Below are 23,306 nucleotides of genomic sequence, written 5' to 3'. Positions count from 1 at the left end.
CTGCCTCTTTGTTCTTGTCGTAATTCTTACTTTAGCAAAGTATTACTTTGAAATTTAAGGAGAGTTAAAGAATTGAAGAATTGCAACATTTAAAAGAGCATTTTCCTTTTCATGCACGTTTAACTAGAGTCCTGATTTTTCTATTTTTTCCAAAGCCCTATCCAGGCTGTTCAGGCGGCTTTGGGCTGAATCCTTGCGCAGTGGAAGCAAGTCGGCGGGTACTTCTTGTAAACCTTTGGCAAGGTCTATCCATTCCCTTGACGCCGTAAGGCCAGGGAAGTCGGCGACGATTTGTTCTTCGATTTTCAGGTTTCCTTGCCTCTTGGCTGCGATCAGCAGATAGGAGGCATCTTCAGCCATGAACTGATCCGGAAACTCTGACTTCAAGCGCTCGTAGAACTTGATGGCTCCGTCCCAATCTTCCAGATCTAGAAACGCGCGCGCCATGTTGCGAAGCTGTTCGGCGTCCGGATTGGCAACATAGGTTCTCATGAACCTGTCTCGATCCCCCATCTCGGCGAGGATTTCGGCCTTGAGAGCAAATACGTCTTCGCGAAAGCTGCCACTTTCCTTGACGTCGATCCGGTCCAGCGTGTCACGGGCTTCTGCCAAGTCGCCCATCATGTTTTGTGACCTTGCCAGCTTTAGAAGGAGGCGGTGCTTCTGATCTTCCGGGACTGGAATGTTGAAGTAGTCAAAGTTTTGCTCGAGCAACAGCAGTGCGCGCTGATATTCGGAGCGCGCGAGGCTCGAGCCTCCAAGCGAGAGTGCCTTGTCGGCAAGAATTTCCACGTATTCGGGAAAGGCCGGGTATTCCTTGTAGAGCGGGAGGATCTTTAGGTGGACGTCGACCCAGACTGCGAGGGGAATTTCGCCATCCGCGCCTTGTTGGTAGACCTTGCCCAGAAGTTCGGTTCCGTTGGCGCGGGCTTCCTCGCTGGCGTTCGATACCGGAAACCGAACGTTGATCTTGCCGTAGGTTTGAAGGGCGCCCTTTGCGTCGCCCAGTTTTGTGTAGACCGAGGCCAGTTTTTCCAGCGCTTCGAGCTCATAGTTATCGCCCCGCCACGAGTCTGCGCCGTGCGCGAGAACGTCTCGGGCGGCAAGAAGTGCGCCGCGCCCCTTGTCACGAAGCGCCATATCCGCGAGCGCCAGTCGGGCGCGCGCGGCTGATCTGTCCCACCCTTTTGACGCCTCAAAGTAGGCGTCCAGCGCTGTCTTCTCATTCCCCTTCAGCTCGGCGACGCGGCCAAGCAGAAAAAAACCTGTGGGAGCGGTCGACAGGTCCGGCAACTCATCAATCAAGCGGATGGCCTCACTGGCGAGTGTTTTCTTGTCGAGCGCGACCGCGGCTTCGATGAAGAGGGGGAGAACGACGCGCAGAACCGGCTTGGGTAGATGCGCCATGCCAATGAAGCCCTCGACAAGGTTCTCGTCGAGCAACGGGCCATCTCCAACTGCGATTGCATGCAGGGAAAGCCAAAAGGCACGATCAGGGCGCGATCTTGAGAGCAGGGGCGTCGTGTCTGGGTCTTCCAGGGGATCGCCTTGGAGGAGATCAATTGCTTGCAGCATGACAAGGCGTCGTGTCTCCTGCAGCGAGTTCGCCGTCTTTATGCCCTCCAGAACAGAGCGCCCCTCGTAGAGCATCATCTGGGTCAGGTAAATCTCGGCAAGGTTCAGCAGGATTTCCGGTCGTTCGGGACCGTGGGCGCTGCTCAACGTAATGATCTGCTGAGAGAAGTCGGCGTGGAACGTGTTCCAAGGCCAGTATTGCAGATCCATGTGGCGCAACCGCTGGCGTTTGGGAAGTCTGTCAGTCAATTCGGGCGCGGAAACCGGGTTCTCTGCGGCCACAGCTTTTTCCGTGGCGGGAACGCCAGCGCTGGGGGCCACGAGCGAGGCGAGGCCAAGGAGAGTACCGGTTAGCTTTTTCATTCTTTGGGTTGTGCTTGCCAAAAGAAGTTACCGCTTGATTTATTCTTGTATCAATGGATAGATATTCATGCAATAAATGAATTGGAGTGTTTGTTTTCTTGGCGGCACTCTCGTTGAGCATGGATCTGTAAGAATGGGCAACATCAGTTACGTTTCACTGTCCTATGCTTCAGCATTGGAGCGGAGCCTTGATGCGACGGCTCATAACCTCTCGAATGCCTCCACTGCGGGATACAAGGCCTTCCGCCCTGTGTTCGAAACCGTGGATGCCGAGGCCGAGACGGTTGGTGGTGATGCAATCAGCTATGTTCAGGATCGCGGCAGCTATCTGGATGCGACCCAGGGTGCGATCATGCCCACCGGAAACCCGCTTGATCTCGCGGTGTCCGGCAATGGCTGGTTCGGCTTTGAAGTGGATGGCGAGCAAGCCTATGGCCGCAATGGCCGGCTGGTTGTCGACGTAAACGGACGGCTCACTACGGCATCCGGGCACGCTTTGATGGACGCCGGTGGCGCGCCCATCATTCTGCCCAACGATGTCGGGCAGGACATTACGATTGCACCGGACGGAACGATCTCCGGACCCGATGGCGCGGTTTTGGGGCGGGTCGGGCTTTATGACATTCAGGCCGATGCGCTCATGCACCCTATTGGGCAGGGACTCTATATTTCACCGCTTGGAGCCGAAGCGGCCCAGCCCGCCGAGAATTCACGTGTGGCTCAGGGCTTTGTTGAATCCAGCAATGTCGAGCCGGTTATCGAGATGACACGCATGATCGACATCCAGCGTGCCTATGAAAATTCGCTCCGCCTGATCGGCGAAGAAGACGATCTGACCAAACAGGCTATTCAGCGATTGGGTCGCGTGTAAACTAGAGGCAGGAGAGCAGTGACATGAAAACACTGGGAATTGCAGCCACGGGCATGCTGGCGCAGCAGACAAACGTTGACGTGATCGCGAACAACATTGCGAACGCCAATACCACGGGTTTCAAAAGCGGACGCGCTGCTTTTCAGGACCTCATCTACCAGACCATGCAACGCGAAGGAGCGCTGACCTCTGAGGATGGCACATCCCGACCAGTCGGTACCGACATTGGCTTGGGGGTGCAGGCAGCCGGTGTGATCCGTCTCAATAGCCAGGGCGGACTCATCCAGACGGAAAACCCCCTTGATCTCGCGATCGAGGGACGAGGCTACTTTATTCTGAACCGTCCTGACGGCTCACAGGCCTATACCCGTGCAGGCAGCTTTCAGTTGAGCAGTGAAGGTCAGCTTGTGGCGCTGAATGGGTTCGAGGTCGAGCCGGCCATCGTTATCCCGGAAAACACCCGGCAGGTCGAAATCAACCAGCAGGGTCTTGTCATGGCCTATGTGGAAAACGATCCGACCCCAGTGGAGTTGGGCCAGATCACAATGGCGACCTTCCTGAACGAGGCAGGTATGAAGCCGATCGGTGACAACCTTCTCGAGGCGACCACGGCGTCCGGTGAGGCGACAGAGGTGGTGCCGGGAGATCCCGGTATTGGCATGGTTCGGCAAGGGTTTCTCGAGGCCTCGAACGTGAACATCATCCAGCAGATCACCGACCTGATCTCGGCGCAGCGCGCTTATGAAATGAATTCGAAAGCCATCGAAACCGCCGACCAGATGATGTCGACGGTCAACCAGATCAAGTAAGATGAAACTGCGCGCTCCCAATTTCCCTAGACGGATCAGGGCCATCGCGACGATGGCGGCCTTGGTATGTTGCGCGGGGTTGGGCCATGTTCTGCCGGCACAAGCCGCGAGCGTGTCCGACCTTGTTGCCGAACGTGCCGAGCAGGAGTTCGGAGCGGCCATGCCGCAGCGTGGGTATTTCGATATCCGCATGCAGGACCTTGCGATCGATCAAGGCGAGTATATTCGCGAGTTCTGGATTGATCAGCAAACCGGAAAATTCATTGCTAATGTCGTCACCGAAACGGCTGATGTCTACCGTGTCTGGGGGGCTGCTGTTCTGACGGTGCCGGTGCCTGTGCCGATGGAACGAAAGATGCCCGATGAAATCGTGACCGAGGCAGACATCAGGATCGTCGAGATGCCGTGGGGACGTCTGGGTGCCTTTGCAATTGACGATCCGGAAGAGCTGGTGGGCATGCAGGTGCGCCGCATGCTTGTGCCCGGCCGCCCGGTGCCGCGTCACTCGGTGATCCCTCCCATCATCATCGCGCGAGGGGACAAGGTGAAGATCAAGCTCAAGCATGGCGCCCTGCAACTCGTGGCCAAAGGACGTGCGGTGACAGATGCGCATCTCGGGCAAGACGTGCGCGTGGTAAATCTGTCCAGCAATAAGACGATAACGGCAATCGCCAGACAAGAAGGCATCGTGGAGGTTCTTCAGTGACAGGCAAGTTGAGCAAGTACCAACGTAACGTGGGGCGTGCCGGGATGGCACTGGCTTTGGCCACGGGGTTGGTCGCTTGCGCGCAATACGAAGAGGCGCGCGATCCGACAATGGCGAACCTGGTGCTTGACGAGACAACGGTCCCGGAAGCAAACCGGATTAGCATCCCGATGCCCCAGCGACAGCACGCGCGCACACCCCAGCGCGCGGAAGCCTCTAGCCTTTGGCAAACCAACACCAGCAGCTTTTTTGGCGACCGCCGGGCAAAGGATATCGGGGATCTTCTGACGGTCGAAATCGAAATCAACGATAAGGCGCAGCTTAGCAATACGTCGGAGCGCTCTCGGAGCAATGCTCAGGGCGCTGCTGATCCTTCGTTCCTGGGGTATGGATCGCAGATCGAGAAGCTGCTGCCGGGTGTTGATGAGACCGATCTTCCAACCGGCGGCAGCATCATCGATCTGAGCTCAAGCTCTTCGACACGTGGTGACGGGTCCATTGATCGGAATGAGAAGATCAGCCTGCGTGTGGCCGCTGTGATCATCAAGGTGCTGCCCAATGGCAACTTTGTCATTGCCGGGCGTCAGGAGGTGAAGGTCAACAAGGAGCTCCGCGAACTGAGGATTGCCGGGATCATCCGGTCCATGGACCTGAGCCTCAACAACACCATCAGCTATGAAAAAGTGGCCGAGGCACGGATCGCTTATGGTGGTCGCGGACAGCTCTCGGTGGTGCAGCAGCCGCGCTATGGACAGGATTTCCTCGAGGTCATCCTGCCGTATTGATGAGGTAAGATGCTTAAGTTTGCCTTGATCTCCGTGGTCGGCGCCGTGATTTTCGCGGCGGCCGGCTTCTTTGCGGAACCCTATCTGTTTCGCCCACCACCGCCGACCTCGCCGTCGGAAGTGGATGGCGGGAAGCCTGCCGAAGTCCTTTACAAAATGCCGCTCGGCAAGTTCACGCTTCAGGTTGTTCAGCGCAAACGGAGCGTGCATCTCTTGTTCGACATTGATGTCTACATGGCGGGTTCCGCGAACTTCGAGAAGATGAACGGCGCGATGGGGCGCGCAGAATTGCGCGACACCACGATCCGGGAAATCGCCGAGATGGCGGAAACGGCCCTGTGGGCCAATACCGAAGATCTCGAGACTCTCGACAAACGCTTTCTCGCAGAAGAAATAGTGCGCCAGCTATATCAAACCTATCCGATGGTTCGCACGGCGCGTGTCAACCAGATCACGGCAAGCGTCAGCGTGAGAGAGTGATACGCTTTACTGGATGCTCAGGACGGATTCTGACGACAGTACTTCGCCACCGGAGACACCATAGTAAAGGTTGCCCTGATCCAGCAGGGTTTCCTTAACCTCGGCGGTCCGGAAAACGTAGACGGGTACGGACTCGCCCGCAGCATCCTTTGCGGTGAAAGACACAGAGTATTCCCCGGGCAGTACTTCCTGACCAATGTTGTCACGGCCATCCCAATCGAACGCGATTTCTCGTCCCGCGTCACCTGAGAGGTTCGAGAGAGTCCTGAACTCATGGCCTTCCGCATCTGAGATCACGGCCTCGATCTCTACGGCTTCCACCGGTAGCTGATAAAATGTCTGATTGTTTCCTTCGGCATCCAGTTCAACGAGGTTGGAGCCAAAGGTGACGTCTCGGCCAATCATGTTGACGCCTGTCATAGCGTTCAATGACGCGATTTGCGCAGCAACAGTCTCTAAATTTGCGTTCGTTTGGACGGATTGTTCCACCTGGCTCAACTGTGCGAGTTGAGAGACAAACTCGGTACTGTCCATCGGGGAAAGTGGGTCTTGGTTCTGAATCTGGGCCGTCAGCAACGTAATGAAACGCGTGTAGTCTTCACTCAGGTTGGAAAGCGCGTTTGCGCTTGCCTGTGTCGTTTGCTGAGTGCCAGTGGATACGCCGTTGATGTCCATCTTTATCTCCGTCCTCTACGTGACGATATCAAGCTGATCACCCTGGATCAGGTCTTCATGCTGTTGCGTGGGGCCTGTTTCAACAAAGTCCTCCTCGCCAGTTCCGCTCCGGTGTCCGCGCGATTGATCCGCCATTTGCCAGCGCTCTTCCTGTGAACGCTGCTGGAATTCGAATGACGTCTTGTCCGACATGCCAAGCGCCTCGGATAGAATGGTCTGTCCGTCGCGAAGGCTGTTCAACACCGCCGGGTTCTCGACCCGCACAGTGACTTTCAGGTCTCCGTCAGCGTCCGCGATGACATCGATGTCGATGTTGCCAAGACCCTTGGGATTCAATTCGACACGCGTCCGGCCTTCCGTCACTTCGGCGGCCCGGATTTGTGATGTGATAGCCTCAGCGAACCGTTTCGGGCCCGTTGCGGCTTCGGGTTGAGACGCGGTTTCGATCGGCTGGCTGCCTTGAACACTATCGACGGTCAGTGGAGCCGGCGTGAGCGGGTCCGGGCGCACGGCGCTTTGCGGGCTCTCCGCGTTGACATTGGCAACTGCAACAGGCGCTGCGCTGGCAGATTGTGGGGCCGTATTGGTGGGGGATTTTGCGAATGCTAGATCCCGCACATCCACACGAAGGCTCGTGTCTGCGGCGTCGTTGCTCGTCGCGATTTCCACGTCAGAAAGCGTTTGAAGAGCGTCTTCAGTTTCGCCCGCGTGGGCGGGTGTCATGCCATGTATCGTGGCATCGGCTACGCGTGAGACCTGCTGGCCCTTACCCTTAACGGACAAGTCTTTGGCTGACGATGTCTGAGTCGGAACAGGTGCCAAGGGAGTGGTGACTGGACCGCTGATCGCGGCTTTGGGTTGAGCGTCACCTACAATAGGGGCCTGGGTTTGGTTTGTGCCCGCTAACTGGGTTGAGGGAGCACCCGGTACTTCAATTTGCGGCGTTGTTGCGGCTGGTGGAGTGGTAGCCAGCTTAGGGACGTCTCCGAGAGGCTTTTGCGTGTCAGCTTGGACAGCGATGGTCACCGCCTTAGCGGTTTGGTCAGGAACGCCAAGATCTCGTGTTGTGTTGGCAGCCACCTGAATGTTGCCGATTTCCATGCTCGAAACGTTCCCTGTCGTCCCGACAACCTGATCTTGCGAAACCGCGGCTGGGGCGGTGATGTTTACGGGCGTCGAGTTTGGCTGCATGACGGGTGCGGCCACCACGATTGGCAGGTTTGAAGTATCGCTTGTAAGGGGCTCACTCTGTTGGCTGGTTGATGCAGTCGCCGGTTTCGAGGGGGTGCCATTCGGTATGTCTTTGGGCTGAGACGGGGTGACCATAGCGCCGAAACCGGTCTGGTTCGCAGCCTGCGTGCCTGCGTCGCCGGTTCCTTGACCGGACTGTCCAACCAAAAGTGCGCCAACACTGTTCATTTCTTATCCAACCCTGACCGACGATATTCCGCGTGACAGAAGCTCGTATTTCAATTTCGCCATAGCCCGCCGTTCAAGCTGCCGGAGACGCTCACGGCTGACATTGTAGCGCCTTGCCAAGTCCTCAACCGTGGCCGGGCGTGCCAACAGGCTGCGCGAGACCACAACATCCCGTTCGATCTCGCAGAGGTTCTCCATCGCGTGAACGATGTGTTCCCGCATTCTGAGACGGGACGATTCCACGATCATCTGCTCTTCCGGTGTCGGATCAGGAGATTCAAAGGCATCGACGCCTTCGCTTTCCATATCGATATAGGCAAGGTCCTTGGGCATGAAGGTCGCAATGGTGTCATCGTCGTCTTTGGGTTGATACGGAACATCAACTACGGAATTCAGACGGGCGTTCGCGGCGGCAACCGAGTTGCGCACCCACCAGCGTGCATAGGTCGAGAACCTGACATCGCGGTCGAGCTCAAAGGCGTTGGCGGCTTTGATTAGTCCGAACAGCCCCTCGGAAATCATTTCTTCCTGATCGTTTTGCGAGCACTTGAGTTTGCGCACAATGGTATAGACGAGCCTTGCGTGGGAAACCACGAGCTCCTCCAATGCGGCTTTGCTGCCCTTTTGTTGCCACTCACGTAACAAATAACGCTCTTTCTCGCGTTCCAAGAGTGGGGCCGCCCGGGCCTCCACGTAAGAAATAGTCATTGCCTGCCTCATCGAAATCATAACGTTTCGTTGATGCTAAAAGACCATAACTCCCCGAATTGGCAAAGATATATGTGATTAAAGAATGGTTAATTCTTGTTTATTCTTAATTAAACTGTCCTTGGCTGCGCGGTTTGTTGTTGTCAGATCAAGTGAATCATACGGCACCTTGGGAAAAACAGGACCATCCAAAACAAGAAAGCCCCGCTGCCTGATCGGCAACGGGGCTCTAAAAGAAGACTGTGAAATGGCCTAGAAGTCGAGGTTCTCCACGCTCAGGGCGTTCTTCTGGATGAACTCGCGACGTGGTTCCACGACGTCGCCCATCAACTTGGTAAAGAGGTCATCCGCATCGGCCATGTCCTCGATCTTTACCTGAAGCAGGGTGCGTGCATCCGGGTCCAGCGTGGTCTCCCAAAGCTGGTCGGGGTTCATCTCACCCAGACCTTTGTAGCGTTGCAGCGACAGACCTTTTTCGCCTTCGGAGAGGATCGCCTGGAGCAGGTCCAGAGGGCCGTGAATAACCTGGCTGCGGTCTTTGCGTATCAGGGTCGCAGGCGTGTTGTAGACGTCTTGAAGGCTCTGCGTGAAGCTGCCTGTCTTGCGTGCCTCACCAGACCGCAGCATCGGGCCGTCAAGCGTGCGCACCTCTTCGACGCCGCGCAGGATACGGGCAAGGCGAATGCCGTGATCTTGGGTGATACGTCCCGCCCAGCCGCGCTCGTATTCAAGTGCGATGAGGTCGAGGCGCGCCGCAACCTTATCGGCCACGCCTTGCAGGTCGGCGTCGACAGCACCGGGGACAAATGCACCGGCAATTGCCGCCTGTTCAAGAATGTGGCGCGGATAGTGTGTTGGGAAGGCATCCAGAACACGCTTCAGCTGGCGTGCTTCGTTCACAACGCGCGCAAGGTCTGCACCAACGATTTCCTCGCCGCTACCAAGACGCAAGGACGCTCCGTCGATCCCTTGCTCGACAAGGTAATCGTCCAGCGCGGCCTGATCCTTGAGGTACACCTCGGATTTACCACGCGCGACCTTGTAGAGCGGAGGCTGTGCGATGAAGAGGTGACCCTTTTCGATCAACTCGGGCATCTGGCGATAGAAGAAGGTCAGGAGAAGCGTACGGATGTGCGCCCCATCAACGTCGGCATCGGTCATGATGACGATCTTGTGGTACCGCAGTTTTTCGAGATTGAACTCGTCCCGCCCGATACCGGTGCCAAGCGCCATCACGAGGTTGCCGATTTCCTGGCTCGACAGCATCCGGTCGAACCGAGCCCGTTCCACGTTTAGGATCTTACCGCGCAAGGGCAGGATCGCCTGGGTGCGGCGATCGCGGCCCGTTTGCGCGGAACCACCTGCCGAGTCACCCTCGACGAGGAAAACTTCGGTCTGCGACGGGTCTTTCTCGGAGCAGTCCTTGAGCTTACCAGCGAGGAAATTCACGTCCATCGCGGTCTTGCGGCGGGTCAGTTCACGGGCCTTGCGCGCCGCTTCGCGGGCGTGGGCCGCTTCGATGATCTTGGTCACGATGATCTTGGCGACGTTCGGGTTCTCTTCGAACCACTCCGCCAGCTTTTCGTTCATCAGACCTTCGACCGCAGGGCGTACTTCGGACGAAACCAGCTTGTCCTTTGTCTGCGACGAGAACTTCGGATCCGGTACTTTGACCGATAGCACACATGTCAGGCCTTCACGCGCATCATCTCCGGTGAAGCTGACCTTCTCCTTTTTCGCGATACCGCTTTCCTGCGCGTATTTCTGAAGCGTACGCGTCAAGGCGCCGCGGAAGCCAGCCATGTGCGTGCCGCCGTCGCGCTGAGGAATGTTGTTGGTAAAGGGGAGGACCGTCTCGTGGTAGCTATCGTTCCACCACATGGCGACCTCGACGCCGATGTCATCCCGTTCACCCTTCACGTAGATCGGGGTTTCCATCATCGGGGTCTTGTGGCGGTCGATGTACTTTACGAACTCATTCACGCCACCATCATAGAACAGCTCGGTCCGCAGCGGTTCTGCCGGACGTTCGTCTTCCAGGATGATCCGAACACCGGAGTTCAGGAAGGCCAGTTCACGAAGACGTTTTTCGAGGGTCTCGAACGAGTATTCGAGGTTCGAGAACGTGTCGGTTGATGCAAGAAAGCGCACTTCGGTTCCGGTGCGATCACCGCAGTCGCCCACAACGCGCAGATGTTCGGTAGTTTCCCCGTGCTCGAACTTGGCATAGTGTTCCTTGCCGTTGCGCCAGATGCGCAGTTCCAGCCAGACGGACAGCGCGTTCACAACCGAAACACCAACACCGTGCAGACCGCCGGAAACCTTGTAGGAGTTTGAGTCGAACTTACCACCGGCGTGCAGCTGGGTCATGATGACCTCGGCGGCCGAAACGCCTTCTTCGGGGTGAATGTCGACGGGGATACCGCGGCCGTTGTCGCCAACCGAGACCGAGTTGTCGGAGTGGATTTTCACCATTACGGCGTCGGCATGACCTGCCAGGGCTTCGTCGATACCGTTGTCGACAACCTCATACACCATGTGATGCAGGCCAGACCCGTCATCCGTATCGCCGATATACATGCCCGGACGTTTGCGAACGGCTTCCAAGCCTTTGAGAACTTTAATGGAATCCGCGCCATATTCCGGATTGTTCTGTGTCTCTTCGGACATGCAGTGTTTCCCCTTATCAGTCGTTCCAAATTATTGGTTTTGGCAGGGAATGTCACGCAAATGAGGCAAGAAAAATGACAGGGGGTCTGCCGAATTTTGCCTATGGTGTTCTTAGATCGATGTTGGAAATCCCGTCACTGTCGGTGACTTCAAGATACTGTGCCCTGTCTCCGAGATCGGAAAAAAGTTCCGGGCCTGTACCCGTCATCCATGCCTGCGCGCCAAGGGCGCAAATCTCGTCATAAAGGGCGGCCCGGCGGTTGGCATCAAGGTGGGCGGCGACTTCGTCGAGAAGCAGGATCGGAGGAGCCCCAAAGCTCTCAGTTAGGGCGCGGCCGTTGGCGAGGATCAGGGAAATCAGCAGGGCTTTTTGTTCGCCGGTAGAGCAATCCTTGGCGGGAACCCCCTTGGCCGCAAAGGTGCCTTCCATGTCGCTACGATGCGGTCCCACCAGCGTTCGGCCTGCAGCCATGTCGCGAGACCGGTTTGCGCTGAAGGCGGTGCAGTAGTCGTCTGCACTGCCTGGCAGTTCCCCTTCTGCCTGAGTCAGTCGCAGCTCGGCAACGGGGAAGGCCGTTTCGGCATCTGCCTGCGCGGCGGAAAGCTGGGCAAGGGCGGCGGCGCGGTTTGCATCAATCTCGACAGCGGTTTCCGCCATCCGTCCTTCAAGGGCGGCAAACCATGCGCCGTCCTGAACCTGATCTTTCAGCAACCGATTGCGTTGCCGCATCGCCTTTTCATAATCCAAGGACAATTCCGCGTGTTTCGGAAAGAACGAGAGGGTCATCCGGTCAAGGAAACGCCTGCGCCCCTCTGCGCCCTCGATCCAGAGACGATCCATTGCCGGGATAAGCCAGAGAATGCGGGCAACACGCCCCAAGGTGGTTTGGGGCGCGGTCTTGCCATCAATCCGCAGTTGCCGTGCGGCACCTTCCTCGGACCAGAACTCGATTTCGTGGATGTTCTGAAGCGATGTGAGGTGCCCCGTGACCTTCCAGCCTAGGGCTTCGGGGCGGCGGGTCATGGCCTGGGCGCTTGATCTTCTGAGACCCCGACCAGGAGAGAACAATGAGATGGCTTCAAGGATGTTGGTCTTGCCCGCTCCGTTGGGGCCATAGATGGCCACCGGACGGGCATCGCATTCAAGTTCGCCGCGTTTGTGCGAGCGGAAATGCGAAAGCGTAAGCCGGGTAAGGGCAAGCTCTGTCATGCGCTTTGCGCCCGTCTATTGGCCCGAGGTTTGGGCCGGAGTTTGTCGAAAGCTCCGGCTCCGGTCACACGCGCATCGGCATGACAACATAAACGGCGCTCGTGTCATTGCCTTCGCGCATCAGGGTCGGGTCGCCTGCCGAATTGAAGAGGAAAACAGCGTTTTCCCGATCCACCTGGCTTGCGATTTCCAGCAGGTACTTGGCGTTGAAGCCGATTTCGAGACGCTCGTCCCCATAAGCCACGGCGAGCTCTTCTTCAGCCGCGCCGCTGTCGGGGGCATTGACGGACAGGATCAGACGATCCTCATCCAGTTGCAGCTTCACAGCCCGCGAGCGTTCGGACGATACGGTGGCCACACGATCAACCGCCTGCGCGAATTCGCTTGCGTCCACTTCGAGGCGGCGGGTGTTGCCGGTCGGGATCACGCGCGTGTAGTCGGGGAAGGTGCCGTCAATAACCTTGGAGGTCAGTGTGATGTCGGGGGTCGCAAAGCGGATCTTGGTTTCCGAGACCGACACGGCGATCTGCATCTCATCGTCATCAAGAAGCTTGCGCAGCTCACCAACGGTTTTGCGCGGAACAATCACGCCCGGCATGTCGCTGGCGTTTTCAGGCAGGTCGGCATCGATACGTGCAAGGCGGTGGCCATCGGTTGCCACGGCGCGAAGCACTTTGCCACCGTCTGCGTCCGAGACGTGCAGGTAGACGCCGTTCAGGTAGTAACGGGTTTCTTCGGTCGAAATCGCGAATTTCGATTTGTCGAACAGACGGCGCATCACCGGGGCGGGGGCCGAGAAGTTAGACTGATATTCCGAAGATGCCATGACCGGAAAATCTTCTTTCGGCAGGGTCGCCAGCGAAAAGTTCGAACGGCCCGCATCAACGGTCAGGCGACCGGTGGCGCTGTCGTCCGTCAGGGTCACGAGGGCACCATCGGGCAGTTTGCGAACGATTTCGTGCAGCGTGGTCGCAGAAACGGTGGTGGCGCCGGCGCGCTCAACCATTGCCGCGGCCTTGTCGACAACCTCGATATCAAGGTCGGTTGCGCGAAACTGAACCGTGTTCCCTTCGGCCTCGATCAGGACGTTGGCCAGGATCGGAATGGTGTTGCGACGTTCGACAACCGATTGCGCTTGCGAAACCGCCTTGAGCAGAGTGCCGCGTTCGATGCTGATCTTCATCCCAAAGTCCTCCGATTGCAGGGAAGGGCACCCTATCGGTTTCCTCCCGTTGCGCAAGTTTTTTTGTTTTTGTCGACCTTATAGGCCGGAGGGTCAAGGTGACAGGCCACCTCTGGGCGAAGTATTTTGGAAACAAGTGAAAAAAGCCGCGCAGAATGACTGCGCGGCGGATCATTTCGAGGATACGAGTGCGTCGATCAGGCTTCGAGCGTCCGGCGCAGAAGTTCGAGATCTTCCGCGATCTGGCCGTCTTGGGCGCGCAGTTCTTCGATCCGCTTGACCCCGTGCATCACGGTCGTGTGGTCACGGCCGCCAAACCGCCGCCCGATTTCCGGCAGCGAACGGCTGGTCAATTGCTTGCAGAGATACATCGCGATCTGACGCGGGCGGGCCAGCGTACGGACCCGCTTGGGGCCAATCATGTCGCTCAGGCGAATGTTGTAGTGCTCTGCCACGCGACGCTGAATTTCCTCGACGGAAATCTTGCGCTCGGAGGCACGCAGAACGTCGGACAGACAGTCCTGGGTCAGCTCCATCGTGATCTCGCGGCCGACAAGCGATGCGAAAGCGAACAGGCGGGTCAATGCGCCTTCGAGAACGCGCACGTTGGTAGAGATACGGTGCGCAAGGAACTCGAGCACACCCTCTGCCAGTTGCAAATCCGGATATTGTTCGCGGTACTGATCGACCTTCGACTGAAGAATGCCAAGACGCAGTTCGTAGTCGGTCGGGTGGAGGTCTACCACCAGGCCACATTGCAGACGCGAGCGAATTCGGTCTTCCAGATCCTTGATTTCGCCCGGAGCGCGGTCAGCCGAGATGATGATCTGTTTGTTCTGATCCACAAGCGCGTTGAATGTGTGGAAGAACTCTTCCTGAGTTGAATCCTTGCCGGCGATGAATTGGACGTCATCTACCATCAGAACATCAACGGAGCGGAAAAGCTCTTTGAAGTCCATCATCTTGCGGTCACGAAGCGCCTGAACAAAGCGGTACATAAACTGTTCGGCCGACAGGTACAGAACGTTCAGATCGGGGCGTTGTTTCTGAAGTTCCCAGGCGATTGCGTGCATAAGGTGGGTCTTACCCAAACCAACGCCACCATAGAGGAACAACGGGTTGAACGTGACGGGGCCGCCTTCGCCGACACGGCGGGCCGCGGCGTTTGCAAGTTCGTTCGGCTTGCCGACGACAAAGCTGTCAAAGGTAAAACGCGCATCCAGAGGGGCGCCCGGGAGCTCTTCCTTTGCCGCAGCAGCAGGCGCGGCGGATGGGGCGCTTGCGGGGGGGCGGGACGACGGCCGTGCAGGCGTATTGGCCGGGACTTTGAAATGCACGCGCTGGACATCTTCTCCAATGCTGGAGAGCTGGTGCATGATCAGGTCGCCAAAGTTCTGGGAGACATAGTTGCCAATAAAGTTGGTAGGAACGTGAAAGGTTGCCACGCCTTCGCTCAGCTCGGCGAATTCAAGCGGTTCAATCCAGGTTTTGAAATTGTTCTGCCCAACTGTCCTTAGCAAATCCTGCTTAAGTTCACCCCATTGTTCCTGCGTCATGTGTCCCCGCATCAAGCCTTCCGCCGTTCCAGTGGGGCCATTGCGACCCCTGTATTTCTGCCTTCCCGTAATCCAACTTCGCCTTCGAGCCAGCGACACCCAGATTGCCTTGAGCACAAAGGTTTACTTGCTGCCAAGAGTCCCCACTCCGGCAGATAGAAAAACATTCGTGCGCAATTTGCGCTGGCGATTTAGACAGGACAGCAGCAATCAGGCGACACGCGGCGCTCCAATTCAGAGCGGTTGCGCACGAATTTCTTCCGTGTCGCAAAGCTGCGCGTGTGGCTCTCACCATATCATGGCCTTTTGGCCTTATGGTTTGACGTCTGTCCCCCCGAAGGCGATGTGAATCGCAAGATTGAAACTAGCAATTCGAGGTGCGGACGGGCAACCGATCTTCGATCTTGACTCTGCCTTTTGTGGAAAAGAATCTCTCGCCCCGTTTCGTCAGGTCAGAAATGCAAAAGGCACCTCGCGCTGGAGGTGCCTTTCTGTTCAATGACTTGGCCAGTGAGGCCGGCGTCCGGAGACTTAGCCCAGAGCTTTCACGCGTGCGGCGAGGCGCGACACTTTACGCGAAGCAGTGTTCTTGTGGTAGACGCCTTTGGTAACGCCACGCATCAGTTCAGGCTGAGCGGCACGCAGAGCGGCTGCAGCTGCTTCTTTGTCGCCGGAAGCAATTGCTTCTTCGACTTTACGCAGGAAGGTGCGGATGCGCGAACGGCGGGCTTTGTTAACTTCGAGGCGACGCTCGTTCTGACGGGCGCGTTTCTTTGCCTGGGGCGAATTTGCCATGAATCTCAGGTCCTTAGTTTTGGTTCGTTCAGGTTTTACACGTGCCAGACCCGAACGGGACCTCTCCGAAAGGGAGAATCGATTCAAGCCAGAGCGGGCTGCACGCGCATGTATGACGGCGGCGTATACCTTATTCTGAAGGGATTGCAAACGAAGAATCTAAAGGGCTCTGGTAACAGAGGAGAGTCACGTGCGATTTGGTTTGGAGATCCCGGTTCTTGGTTTCAGGTCCTGCCGTAGAAAGATGTTTGCACTTTGAGCAGTGTCAAAATCGTACCCCAACAATATCCGAGGTCCTTTGTTGCACGCACCAAGTGGCCATTGGCGAACAGACAGAACAAAAGGTGCTCTGCTGCATAGCAAAGCTTCAGGAGACCGATGCGCGTCATTTTCAGGCGAACCTTTCCTTCGTGTTCGTCAAGATGCCGCGCTATTTCGGCGGCCATCACGGCAGTTCTGATCCCCTCGCGAAAATAGTACCTGAGCCGTCGGCGTTCGGGCGGAACATGTTCGTAAACCAGGGCCTCGGTAGAGGATGCAAATCGGGCGCCGGAGCTGCGAAGGCGGTTTTGCAAATCCCAGTCTTCTCCGCCAATGCGGGAGAATCGAGGGTGAAACAAGCCGCCATCCTGATCGGGTAGGGCAGAGCCCCTTAAAAGGACATTGTGTGTACCAAAGGTTGTTTCATCCTTGTCGAGAAAGTCGGTATCGCGCAGCCAGCGTGGCAGAGGTCCGTCCAGCAGTGGCAGACAGGGGCCGGTTACAACGTCGGCTTTCTCCCGCAATGCGGTGCTTACATGTGCTTCCAACCAGCCGGGAGATGGAAGTTCGTCATCGTCGATAAGGGCAAGGAATTCGTGACCACCTGCCATCGCCATTTCAAAGACGGCATTGCGAACAGGAACCAACCCGGTTTCCTGAACTCTCGTGTAATGAATGGTCAGACGGTCACTAAACCGTTCGAGAACGCGGTTGGCCGGTTTTTCGCCATTGTCGGCAATGTAGATTGGAACTGAATTTGCGTAGGTTGCCTTGGCAAAATGTGCCAGCAACGTGCCAAGCATCTCGTGGCGGTCGCAGGTGCAAATCAAAATGCACACATTTACCGACTTCAGTAGCTGTTCCATTCCAATAGCAACCCGCAGAGGATGAATTGCAAAGGCCGCCCGTTTGGGCGGCCTTGCCGAGGTTACTTGTCGCGGAACTGCGCCTGTCGTTTTTCTAGGAAGGCACCCATGCCTTCCTTCTGGTCCTCGGTCGCGAAGAGCGAATGGAACAGGCGGCGTTCGAAGAGAAGGCCTTCCGACAGAGTTGTCTCGTAGGACCGGTTTACCGCTTCCTTGACCGCCATCGACGTTAGTACCGATTTCTCGGCGATCTTCTGAGCGGCGCCCATGGCTTCGTCCATCAGTTTCTTGGCAGGCACGATACGCGACACAAGGCCCGAGCGTTCTGCCTCTTCGGCATCCATAAAGCGGCCGGTGAGGTGCATGTCCATCGACTTGGACTTGCCTACAAACTTGGTCAGGCGCTGAGTGCCGCCAATGCCGGCAACGACGCCAAGGTTGATTTCGGGCTGGCCGAACTTGGCCGTATCCGAGGCAATGATGAAATCGCACATCATGGCGAGTTCGCAACCACCGCCAAGGGCATAGCCCGAAACAGCAGCGATGATCGGCTTGCGCGTACGGATGACACTGTCGCCTTCGCGGCCGAAGAAGTCAGACATGAACATGTCGACAAAGCTCTTCTCCGACATTTCCTTAATGTCCGCGCCAGCAGCAAATGCTTTCTCTGAGCCGGTGACAACGATGCAGCGCACCTTGTCGTTTTCGTCGGCTTCTTTCAGAGCCTGTACCAGTTCACCCAGCAGCTGAGAGTTCAGCGCGTTCAGGGCATCAGGGCGGTTTAGTTTGATGAGGGCAACGTGATCCTCAACTTCGACGATGATCGTCTCAAAAGCCATGAGTGATGCTTTCCTTGTTTCCGGTCAGGAACGATTGATTACCAATGTTCACATGCTGATCAAGCTATCTTTGGCATTGCGGACAATAGAAGGATGAGCGTCCCGACTGAGTGATTCGGGCAATCGTCCCGTCGCAATCGGGGGTGTGACAGGGGTCTCCCTCGCGTCCGTAAACATCGAAAGAATGCTGAAAATATCCAAGTTCTCCATCGGCTTGGCGGAAATTCTTGAGGGACGACCCCCCCGCCGCAATGGCGTCACTCAGAACTTGGCGGATGATGGGGACGAAGGTGCGAATTCGGGCGGCAGAAATATTGTCGGCTTTGCGACGTGGCGACACACCCGCCCGATAGAGTGTCTCGCAGACGTAGATGTTTCCAAGTCCCGCGACGATCTGTTGATCAAGGAGCGCCGACTTGATTGGTGTTTTTCGTCCTTTGAGTCGATCTACGAGATAGGCCTCGTCAAACGCATTACCGAGAGGTTCGGGGCCGAGTTTCGACAGAAGCGGATGGTTTTGCGCATCTTCTGTCGACAAAAGGTCCATCGCTCCAAAACGTCGTGGATCGTTGAAGGTTATGCGCGCGCCGTTGTCCATGTCAAAGATGACGTGGTCGTGTTTCTCGATGGCCGGATGTTCATGGACGAATTGGCCCAGCGGATCGCCCGAAACCGTCATGCGTCCGGACATGCCAAGATGGATCAGGAGAGTTTCACCACTGTCGAGATCTGCAAGGATATACTTGGACCGCCGGCGAAGTTGCAGGACCTTTGCTCCAGTCAGGCGCTGGGCCATGTTGTCGGGAAAAGGCCAGCGCAGATCAGGGCGATTAACCTGCGCCTTGGCAATAGCGGCCCCGGACATGGATGGCTCAAGGCCGCGTCGAACGGTTTCTACCTCGGGAAGCTCGGGCATAGGTCGTAGGGGTCCTCATCCAATGCGTTTCTCAGAGCTTTATATAGGGTTTCTCGACCTTGAACATATTGCAGCACATGCGCTTTTTTCCCGCCGGTGAATTCGAGACGGTAGAAGCCGCTGGCGTCATGTTCAAAGTGTTTGAGTTTGCGCAGGGGATATCGCTCCTTGCCTAGGAGCCATGTGGTGTTGATTAGATCGCCATCGAAGATGATGACCTTGTATGTGAAAATATAGAAATTGTAGTAGATCCAGATAGCAACCGCGCCAAGGAAGAGGAAGGCGTCGTTTCCTGCCTTGCCGGTCAGCATATCTGTCAGAACGCTTTGGCCCAACATGAACAAGAGACAACTGCTTAGGGCGAGGCCGACAAGGCGAATGCCCCAGGTCGAGCGGAATATCGTGCGCTGATAGAGGGTTTCGGGAGTGAGGCCTGTGCCGGAACTGGCGATGATGTCGACATAGCGCTCATTCTCTTTCTTGCGGGCGGGTTTTTCATCGTAGTCGCGTGACCCCAGCAGGCGGCGGAAGATCACCGAGCGGCCACATACAAGCGAGAGAATCCCAGCAGTCGCCAGATAGAAGAAGAGCATTTTCAAATCGGTCATATGAAATCCCGGTGCGTGGGCGAGCCACGCGGCAAAAGGTGGTTTGTGTCTTCCCTTGCAACTGTGTATCCCGAAGCGGACGGAAATATGGCGAGGTTGGGAACTTCCAATGTCCGGTGCAGACGACAAGACCACCCATTTTGGTTTCGAGACCGTGCGCGAGGCTGACAAAGCCGGCAAGGTGCAGGGTGTGTTCAATTCGGTGGCGTCAAAATACGACGTGATGAATGACGTGATGAGCATGGGTATCCACCGCGTCTGGAAAGACGCGATGATGGATTGGCTTGCTCCGCGCCCCGGCCAGCGCCTGCTTGATGTAGCGGGCGGAACCGGCGACATTTCTTTCCGTTTTCTTGAGCGCGCAGGACATGGCCATGCCACTGTCTGTGACCTTACCGAGCCGATGCTGGTCGAGGGGCGCAAACGTGCCGAGGCGGCGGCAATGGCCCAGAGCCTTGACTGGGTGGTTGGAGATGCGATGGCTTTGCCGTTCGAGGACAACACCTTTGACGTTTACACAATTTCCTTTGGCATCAGGAATGTCACCCGTCCGCAGGAGGCTTTGAACGAAGCGTTCCGCGTATTGAAACCCGGCGGTCGCCTGATGGTTTTGGAGTTCAGCCAGATTCCCAATGACATGATGCAGAAGGTCTATGATCTTTATTCGTTCAACATCATCCCGCGTATGGGGCAGATGATCGCGAACGACCGTGACAGCTATCAGTACCTTGTGGAATCGATCCGCAAGTTCCCGGATCAGGATACCTTCTTGAACATGGTCAAGCAGGCCGGGTTCGAGAATGCGAAATATCGCAACCTGTCTATGGGCATTGCCTGCCTGCATTCGGGGTGGAAGATTTGAGGGGGCCGCACAATATCTGGCGGCTGATCCGAACTGGCGCAACGCTGGAGCGGACCGGTGCGATGAGCGTGGTGATGGATGCGCTGGACGCGCCCAAGCCGCTGCGAATCGTGGCACGCACATTGGTCTGGCCGTTCCGGTGGATCGGGATCAAGGGCGACCAGAACATGCCGCCAGTGACCCGCGCCCTGACGGCGTTGGGGCCGGCCTACATCAAGTTCGGGCAGGTGTTGTCGACACGCCCCGACGTGGTAGGCACCGATTTGGCGACACAGCTGCGGGTGTTGCAGGACAAGCTGCCGCCCTTTGATGTTGAAACCGCGAAACAGGCCGTTCAAGACGAATTGGGTGTTTCCGTTGACGAGGTGTTCTCGGAGTTTTCCGAACCCGTAGCGGCGGCGTCCATTGCCCAGGTACACAAGGCGCGGTTGGCCGAGACGGGCCGGGAAGTGGCGGTCAAGGTTCTGCGACCGGGAATTGAACGCGCTTTCCGCAAGGATGTGGATGCCTTCTATTTCGCGGCGGATGTCATCGAGTTCCTGTCGCCGGCATCGCGTCGGCTTCGTCCGCGTGACGTTATTGAGCATTTCGACGGTGTCGTCGCGGGTGAGTTGGACCTTCGATTGGAATCAGCGTCTGCCAGCGAGTTCGCGGCCAACACCGCACAGGACGAAGGATTCCAGGTGCCGGATGTCGTCTGGGATCTTTCCGCGCGCCGCGTGATGACGCTGGGTTGGGCAGAAGGGGTTTCCCTTGGCGACAACGATGCGCTGGATGCGGCCGGACACAACCGGCACGCGCTGGGCAGTCGAGTTCTGACGCTGTTCCTGAACCACGCGCTACGCGACGGGTATTTCCACGCCGACATGCACCAGGGCAACCTCAAGGTCGCCGCGAACGGCGACATCATTGCCTATGACTTTGGCATCATGGGGCACATCGACGAGTACACCCGCCGGGTCTATGCCGAGATTCTCTTTGGCTTTATTCAACGCGATTACCAGCGCGTGGCGGAAGTGCATTTTGAAGCTGGTTACGTGCCTTCTACCCAAGACGTGGATGAATTTGCCCGTGCCCTGCGTGCGGTCGGTGAGCCGATTTTTGGTATGGACGCGACCCGCATCTCGATGGGCCGCCTCCTAAGCTATCTCTTCGAAGTCACTGAACGTTTCGGCATGGAGACACGCACCGAGCTGATCCTTTTGCAGCGCACCATGGTTGTTGTCGAAGGGGTGTCTCGTTCGTTGGACCCCGAGGTCAATATCTGGGACGTCGCCAAGCCCGTCGTTGGGGATTACATCAAGAAGAGCCTTGGACCCCGTGCGCTTGGCCGTGACCTGTTCAAGACGGCCCGCGTCATGGCACGTTTCGGACCGCGCTTGCCGGGGCTGGTCGAGAACATCCTGATCCAGCAGGCCACAAAGACCGAGGAAACCCGACGCCGTGCATGGCCTTGGATTGTCCTGAGCGGTTTGGGGGGCTTGATTGTTGGGGCGGGAGCCGCAGCTGCAGCGTTCCTCGTTTTCTGATGTTAACCCCGCTTGCGTGAAGAGAGCGCTTCGGCCATCGCGAGGTAGGACACAAGTTCGGGCACGTCGAGACCCGGCACCTTGGCTTGGTCGTCGATTCGGCGCAACTGTACCCCTTCCTGCCAGAACGGTTTCTCTTCGAACGCCCTGACCTCGTCGGTCAACATGAGGCCACCTTGCAGTTCAAGACTGACGCGTGAATCTGTTGAGAGTTTTGAAAAATAGTCGTTCTCGACGGAGCACAGATATCGCTTTGCCGCGACGTGCAGGCGCACTGGTTCGGAGACCATAGGTCCGAACAGGGGCAGAAGCACATCCGCGCTGCTGTCTTCGTGATGATCATCTACACCAAGGCTTGCGAGGTCGACGTCCTCTTCGGAGAACAGGTGGCCAATGTCATGGAACAGGGCTGCGATGATCATTTCATCTGACAGGCCGAGCCCGGAAGCAAGCGCGGCCGACTGTATCGCGTGCTCGACTTGGTTCACGTCCGAAAGCCCGTATGCCCCCGTGCCGCGACTCGCCATGCGTTCGAAAAGGTCTCTAACGGTGGTGTGATGCATGACAGGCTTCCTGAAGAATGAGTTTCAGGGTGGCCTAATCCGAATTTGCGTAACTCTCGTGACAGCCACGAATGAACCCGGCTAGTACACCAGCCGGGTTTCGAGTGTTCTTTGTATTGATTGGGGTCAGAGCAGACCCGCGTGGACCATCGCCGCGTCGATCTGTTCTTTGACGCCGTCGCTCAGACCTGTCAGCGGCAGGCGAACCTCTTCATTGCACAGACCCAGTTTCGACATGCCGTACTTGGCACCGACAAGACCTGGCTCTGCGAAGATCGCCATGTGCAGCGGCATCAGGCGATCCTGATACTCAAGCGCTTTGGTGTAGTCGCCGGCAAGGGTGGCCGCCTGGAATTCCGCGCAGAGTTTCGGTGCCACGTTTGCAGTCACCGAGATGCAGCCAACACCGCCATGTGCGTTAAAGCCGAGCGCGGTTGCATCCTCACCCGACAGCTGCACAAAATCGGTGCCGCAGGTGATGCGCTGCTGCGGCACGCGGCTCAGGTCGCCGGTTGCGTCCTTTACGCCAACAATGCGCGGCAGTTCCGCCAGCTTGCCCATCGTTTCCGGGCTCATGTCGACAACGGAACGGCCGGGGATGTTGTAGATGATGATCGGCAGATTGCAGCAATCGTGCACCGCGGTGAAATGAGCAACCAGACCATGCTGGGTCGGCTTGTTGTAGTAGGGGGTCACGATCAGGATCGCGTCGGCCCCTGCCTTTTCCGCAGCCTGCGCCAGACGGATGGCTTCGAGGGTGTTGTTGGACCCGGCACCGGCGATGACCGGCACGCGACCGGCCGAAGCGCGGACCACGGTTTCAACAACCGCGTCGTGCTCTTCGTGCGTCAGGGTCGGGCTTTCACCGGTGGTGCCAACGGGAACGAAGCCGTTCGAGCCTTCACCGATATGCCATTCAACCAGTTTCTTGAGCGTTTCCAGATCCAGCTCGCCGTTCGTGAACGGCGTGACGAGTGCGGGAAGAGACCCTTTGAACATGACACGCTCCTTTTCTTTGCGTAGCTGGGCGGAAACGCCCGGATGATTTGTCAAACGC

General features: G+C 57.2%; 22 protein-coding genes. 7 read left to right on the top strand and 15 right to left on the bottom strand.

All coding sequences use genetic code 11. The features are described 5' to 3' along the window. Nucleotides 1-123: 123 nt before the first annotated feature. A complete protein-coding gene (locus tag ABWV42_RS12170) occupies nucleotides 124-1,938 on the bottom strand; it encodes a tetratricopeptide repeat protein (RefSeq protein WP_353340339.1) in 1,815 nt (604 codons plus the stop codon). Nucleotides 1,939-2,071: 133 nt separating this feature from the next. On the opposite strand from ABWV42_RS12170, the gene ABWV42_RS12165 reads away from it, so the two are divergent. The 5 genes from ABWV42_RS12165 to ABWV42_RS12145 are packed head-to-tail and all read left to right on the top strand — an operon-like array spanning nucleotide 2,072 to nucleotide 5,589. Then, the gene (locus ABWV42_RS12165) at nucleotides 2,072-2,809 is read left to right on the top strand and encodes a flagellar hook basal-body protein (protein WP_353340338.1); all 738 of its coding nucleotides are present in this window, start codon (nucleotides 2,072-2,074) and stop codon (nucleotides 2,807-2,809) included. Between the two features lie 23 nt (nucleotides 2,810-2,832). Continuing rightward, nucleotides 2,833-3,618, top strand: a complete 786-nt coding sequence (gene flgG / locus ABWV42_RS12160; protein ID WP_255104295.1) for a flagellar basal-body rod protein FlgG — start codon at nucleotides 2,833-2,835, stop codon at nucleotides 3,616-3,618. 52 nt (nucleotides 3,619-3,670) lie between these two features. Further along, entirely contained in the window at nucleotides 3,671-4,324 is a 654-nt protein-coding gene (gene flgA / locus ABWV42_RS12155) for a flagellar basal body P-ring formation chaperone FlgA (protein WP_353340337.1), read from the top strand. Then, nucleotides 4,321-5,109 (top strand): flagellar basal body L-ring protein FlgH, encoded by a 789-nt coding sequence (gene flgH, locus ABWV42_RS12150; protein WP_353340336.1) that lies wholly within the window; start codon nucleotides 4,321-4,323, stop codon nucleotides 5,107-5,109. Before flgA ends, flgH begins: the two co-directional genes overlap by 4 nt. Before the next feature lie 9 nt (nucleotides 5,110-5,118). Next, complete coding sequence (locus tag ABWV42_RS12145) at nucleotides 5,119-5,589, top strand: flagellar biosynthesis protein FlgH (protein ID WP_353340334.1); 471 nt, start codon at nucleotides 5,119-5,121, stop codon at nucleotides 5,587-5,589. A gap of 6 nt (nucleotides 5,590-5,595) precedes the next feature. Here ABWV42_RS12145 and ABWV42_RS12140 read toward each other — a convergent pair whose 3' ends face one another. The 12 genes from ABWV42_RS12140 to ABWV42_RS12085 all read right to left on the bottom strand — a co-directional run bounded on the left by ABWV42_RS12140 (nucleotide 5,596) and on the right by ABWV42_RS12085 (nucleotide 19,295). Next, on the bottom strand, nucleotides 5,596-6,264 hold the full coding sequence (locus ABWV42_RS12140; RefSeq protein WP_353340333.1) for a flagellar hook assembly protein FlgD: 669 nt from the start codon (nucleotides 6,262-6,264) through the stop codon (nucleotides 5,596-5,598). A gap of 15 nt (nucleotides 6,265-6,279) precedes the next feature. Continuing rightward, nucleotides 6,280-7,683: a flagellar hook-length control protein FliK gene (locus tag ABWV42_RS12135; RefSeq protein ID WP_353340332.1), complete on the bottom strand. Its 1,404-nt coding sequence runs from the start codon at nucleotides 7,681-7,683 to the stop codon at nucleotides 6,280-6,282. Nucleotides 7,684-7,686: 3 nt separating this feature from the next. Then, the gene (locus tag ABWV42_RS12130; RefSeq protein WP_353340331.1) at nucleotides 7,687-8,352 is read right to left on the bottom strand and encodes a sigma-70 family RNA polymerase sigma factor; all 666 of its coding nucleotides are present in this window, start codon (nucleotides 8,350-8,352) and stop codon (nucleotides 7,687-7,689) included. Nucleotides 8,353-8,643: 291 nt separating this feature from the next. Then, entirely contained in the window at nucleotides 8,644-11,061 is a 2,418-nt protein-coding gene (gyrB, locus tag ABWV42_RS12125) for a DNA topoisomerase (ATP-hydrolyzing) subunit B (RefSeq protein ID WP_353340330.1), read from the bottom strand. Between the two features lie 100 nt (nucleotides 11,062-11,161). Continuing rightward, nucleotides 11,162-12,271 carry a DNA replication/repair protein RecF gene (gene recF, locus ABWV42_RS12120; RefSeq protein ID WP_353340329.1) on the bottom strand — a complete coding sequence of 370 codons (1,110 nt, stop codon included), beginning with the start codon at nucleotides 12,269-12,271 and terminating at the stop codon, nucleotides 11,162-11,164. 64 nt (nucleotides 12,272-12,335) lie between these two features. Further along, nucleotides 12,336-13,454 (bottom strand): DNA polymerase III subunit beta, encoded by a 1,119-nt coding sequence (gene dnaN / locus ABWV42_RS12115; protein ID WP_255104277.1) that lies wholly within the window; start codon nucleotides 13,452-13,454, stop codon nucleotides 12,336-12,338. 197 nt (nucleotides 13,455-13,651) lie between these two features. After that, on the bottom strand, nucleotides 13,652-15,010 hold the full coding sequence (gene dnaA / locus ABWV42_RS12110; RefSeq protein ID WP_353340328.1) for a chromosomal replication initiator protein DnaA: 1,359 nt from the start codon (nucleotides 15,008-15,010) through the stop codon (nucleotides 13,652-13,654). Nucleotides 15,011-15,541: 531 nt separating this feature from the next. After that, on the bottom strand, nucleotides 15,542-15,805 hold the full coding sequence (gene rpsT, locus ABWV42_RS12105; RefSeq protein ID WP_255104273.1) for a 30S ribosomal protein S20: 264 nt from the start codon (nucleotides 15,803-15,805) through the stop codon (nucleotides 15,542-15,544). 224 nt (nucleotides 15,806-16,029) lie between these two features. Continuing rightward, complete coding sequence (locus tag ABWV42_RS12100; RefSeq protein WP_353340327.1) at nucleotides 16,030-16,932, bottom strand: glycosyltransferase family 2 protein; 903 nt, start codon at nucleotides 16,930-16,932, stop codon at nucleotides 16,030-16,032. Nucleotides 16,933-16,994: 62 nt separating this feature from the next. Next, on the bottom strand, nucleotides 16,995-17,771 hold the full coding sequence (gene acuK / locus ABWV42_RS12095) for an acryloyl-CoA hydratase (protein ID WP_255104269.1): 777 nt from the start codon (nucleotides 17,769-17,771) through the stop codon (nucleotides 16,995-16,997). A gap of 64 nt (nucleotides 17,772-17,835) precedes the next feature. After that, nucleotides 17,836-18,687, bottom strand: coding sequence for a bifunctional DNA-formamidopyrimidine glycosylase/DNA-(apurinic or apyrimidinic site) lyase (gene mutM / locus ABWV42_RS12090; protein WP_353340326.1), 852 nt, complete (start codon nucleotides 18,685-18,687; stop codon nucleotides 17,836-17,838). After that, entirely contained in the window at nucleotides 18,666-19,295 is a 630-nt protein-coding gene (locus ABWV42_RS12085; protein ID WP_353340325.1) for a hypothetical protein, read from the bottom strand. Before ABWV42_RS12085 ends, mutM begins: the two co-directional genes overlap by 22 nt. Nucleotides 19,296-19,404: 109 nt before the next feature. On the opposite strand from ABWV42_RS12085, the gene ubiE reads away from it, so the two are divergent. Beyond that, on the top strand, nucleotides 19,405-20,157 hold the full coding sequence (gene ubiE / locus ABWV42_RS12080; RefSeq protein ID WP_353340324.1) for a bifunctional demethylmenaquinone methyltransferase/2-methoxy-6-polyprenyl-1,4-benzoquinol methylase UbiE: 753 nt from the start codon (nucleotides 19,405-19,407) through the stop codon (nucleotides 20,155-20,157). Then, nucleotides 20,154-21,686, top strand: coding sequence for a 2-polyprenylphenol 6-hydroxylase (gene ubiB, locus ABWV42_RS12075; protein WP_353340389.1), 1,533 nt, complete (start codon nucleotides 20,154-20,156; stop codon nucleotides 21,684-21,686). Before ubiE ends, ubiB begins: the two co-directional genes overlap by 4 nt. A 2-nt stretch (nucleotides 21,687-21,688) precedes the next feature. Here ubiB and ABWV42_RS12070 read toward each other — a convergent pair whose 3' ends face one another. Further along, complete coding sequence (locus ABWV42_RS12070) at nucleotides 21,689-22,249, bottom strand: HD domain-containing protein (protein ID WP_353340322.1); 561 nt, start codon at nucleotides 22,247-22,249, stop codon at nucleotides 21,689-21,691. A gap of 126 nt (nucleotides 22,250-22,375) precedes the next feature. After that, complete coding sequence (dapA, locus tag ABWV42_RS12065; RefSeq protein WP_255104257.1) at nucleotides 22,376-23,248, bottom strand: 4-hydroxy-tetrahydrodipicolinate synthase; 873 nt, start codon at nucleotides 23,246-23,248, stop codon at nucleotides 22,376-22,378. Nucleotides 23,249-23,306 lie beyond the last annotated feature (58 nt).

It is taken from the genome of Pelagimonas sp. KU-00592-HH, assembly GCF_040369695.1.
Classification (GTDB): Bacteria; Pseudomonadota; Alphaproteobacteria; order Rhodobacterales; family Rhodobacteraceae; genus Shimia.
This window is presented reverse-complemented; position numbering and strand designations above follow the sequence as displayed.

Excerpts from the sequence above, each read along its gene's own strand:
- flgG (WP_255104295.1), top strand. The coding sequence starts at position 2,833 with ATGAAAACACTGGGAATTGCAGCCACGGGCATGCTGGCGCAGCAGACA.
- dnaN (WP_255104277.1), bottom strand. The coding sequence starts at position 13,454 with ATGAAGATCAGCATCGAACGCGGCACTCTGCTCAAGGCGGTTTCGCAA.
- rpsT (WP_255104273.1), bottom strand. The coding sequence starts at position 15,805 with ATGGCAAATTCGCCCCAGGCAAAGAAACGCGCCCGTCAGAACGAGCGT.
- acuK (WP_255104269.1), bottom strand. The coding sequence starts at position 17,771 with ATGGCTTTTGAGACGATCATCGTCGAAGTTGAGGATCACGTTGCCCTC.
- ABWV42_RS12085 (WP_353340325.1), bottom strand. The coding sequence starts at position 19,295 with ATGACCGATTTGAAAATGCTCTTCTTCTATCTGGCGACTGCTGGGATT.
- ABWV42_RS12170 (WP_353340339.1), bottom strand. The coding sequence starts at position 1,938 with ATGAAAAAGCTAACCGGTACTCTCCTTGGCCTCGCCTCGCTCGTGGCC.
- ubiE (WP_353340324.1), top strand. The coding sequence starts at position 19,405 with ATGTCCGGTGCAGACGACAAGACCACCCATTTTGGTTTCGAGACCGTG.
- ABWV42_RS12145 (WP_353340334.1), top strand. The coding sequence starts at position 5,119 with ATGCTTAAGTTTGCCTTGATCTCCGTGGTCGGCGCCGTGATTTTCGCG.
- mutM (WP_353340326.1), bottom strand. The coding sequence starts at position 18,687 with ATGCCCGAGCTTCCCGAGGTAGAAACCGTTCGACGCGGCCTTGAGCCA.
- gyrB (WP_353340330.1), bottom strand. The coding sequence starts at position 11,061 with ATGTCCGAAGAGACACAGAACAATCCGGAATATGGCGCGGATTCCATT.
- ABWV42_RS12135 (WP_353340332.1), bottom strand. The coding sequence starts at position 7,683 with ATGAACAGTGTTGGCGCACTTTTGGTTGGACAGTCCGGTCAAGGAACC.
- ABWV42_RS12165 (WP_353340338.1), top strand. The coding sequence starts at position 2,072 with ATGGGCAACATCAGTTACGTTTCACTGTCCTATGCTTCAGCATTGGAG.
- ABWV42_RS12140 (WP_353340333.1), bottom strand. The coding sequence starts at position 6,264 with ATGGACATCAACGGCGTATCCACTGGCACTCAGCAAACGACACAGGCA.
- recF (WP_353340329.1), bottom strand. The coding sequence starts at position 12,271 with ATGACAGAGCTTGCCCTTACCCGGCTTACGCTTTCGCATTTCCGCTCG.
- ABWV42_RS12070 (WP_353340322.1), bottom strand. The coding sequence starts at position 22,249 with ATGCATCACACCACCGTTAGAGACCTTTTCGAACGCATGGCGAGTCGC.
- dapA (WP_255104257.1), bottom strand. The coding sequence starts at position 23,248 with ATGTTCAAAGGGTCTCTTCCCGCACTCGTCACGCCGTTCACGAACGGC.
- ABWV42_RS12100 (WP_353340327.1), bottom strand. The coding sequence starts at position 16,932 with ATGGAACAGCTACTGAAGTCGGTAAATGTGTGCATTTTGATTTGCACC.
- dnaA (WP_353340328.1), bottom strand. The coding sequence starts at position 15,010 with ATGACGCAGGAACAATGGGGTGAACTTAAGCAGGATTTGCTAAGGACA.
- flgA (WP_353340337.1), top strand. The coding sequence starts at position 3,671 with ATGGCGGCCTTGGTATGTTGCGCGGGGTTGGGCCATGTTCTGCCGGCA.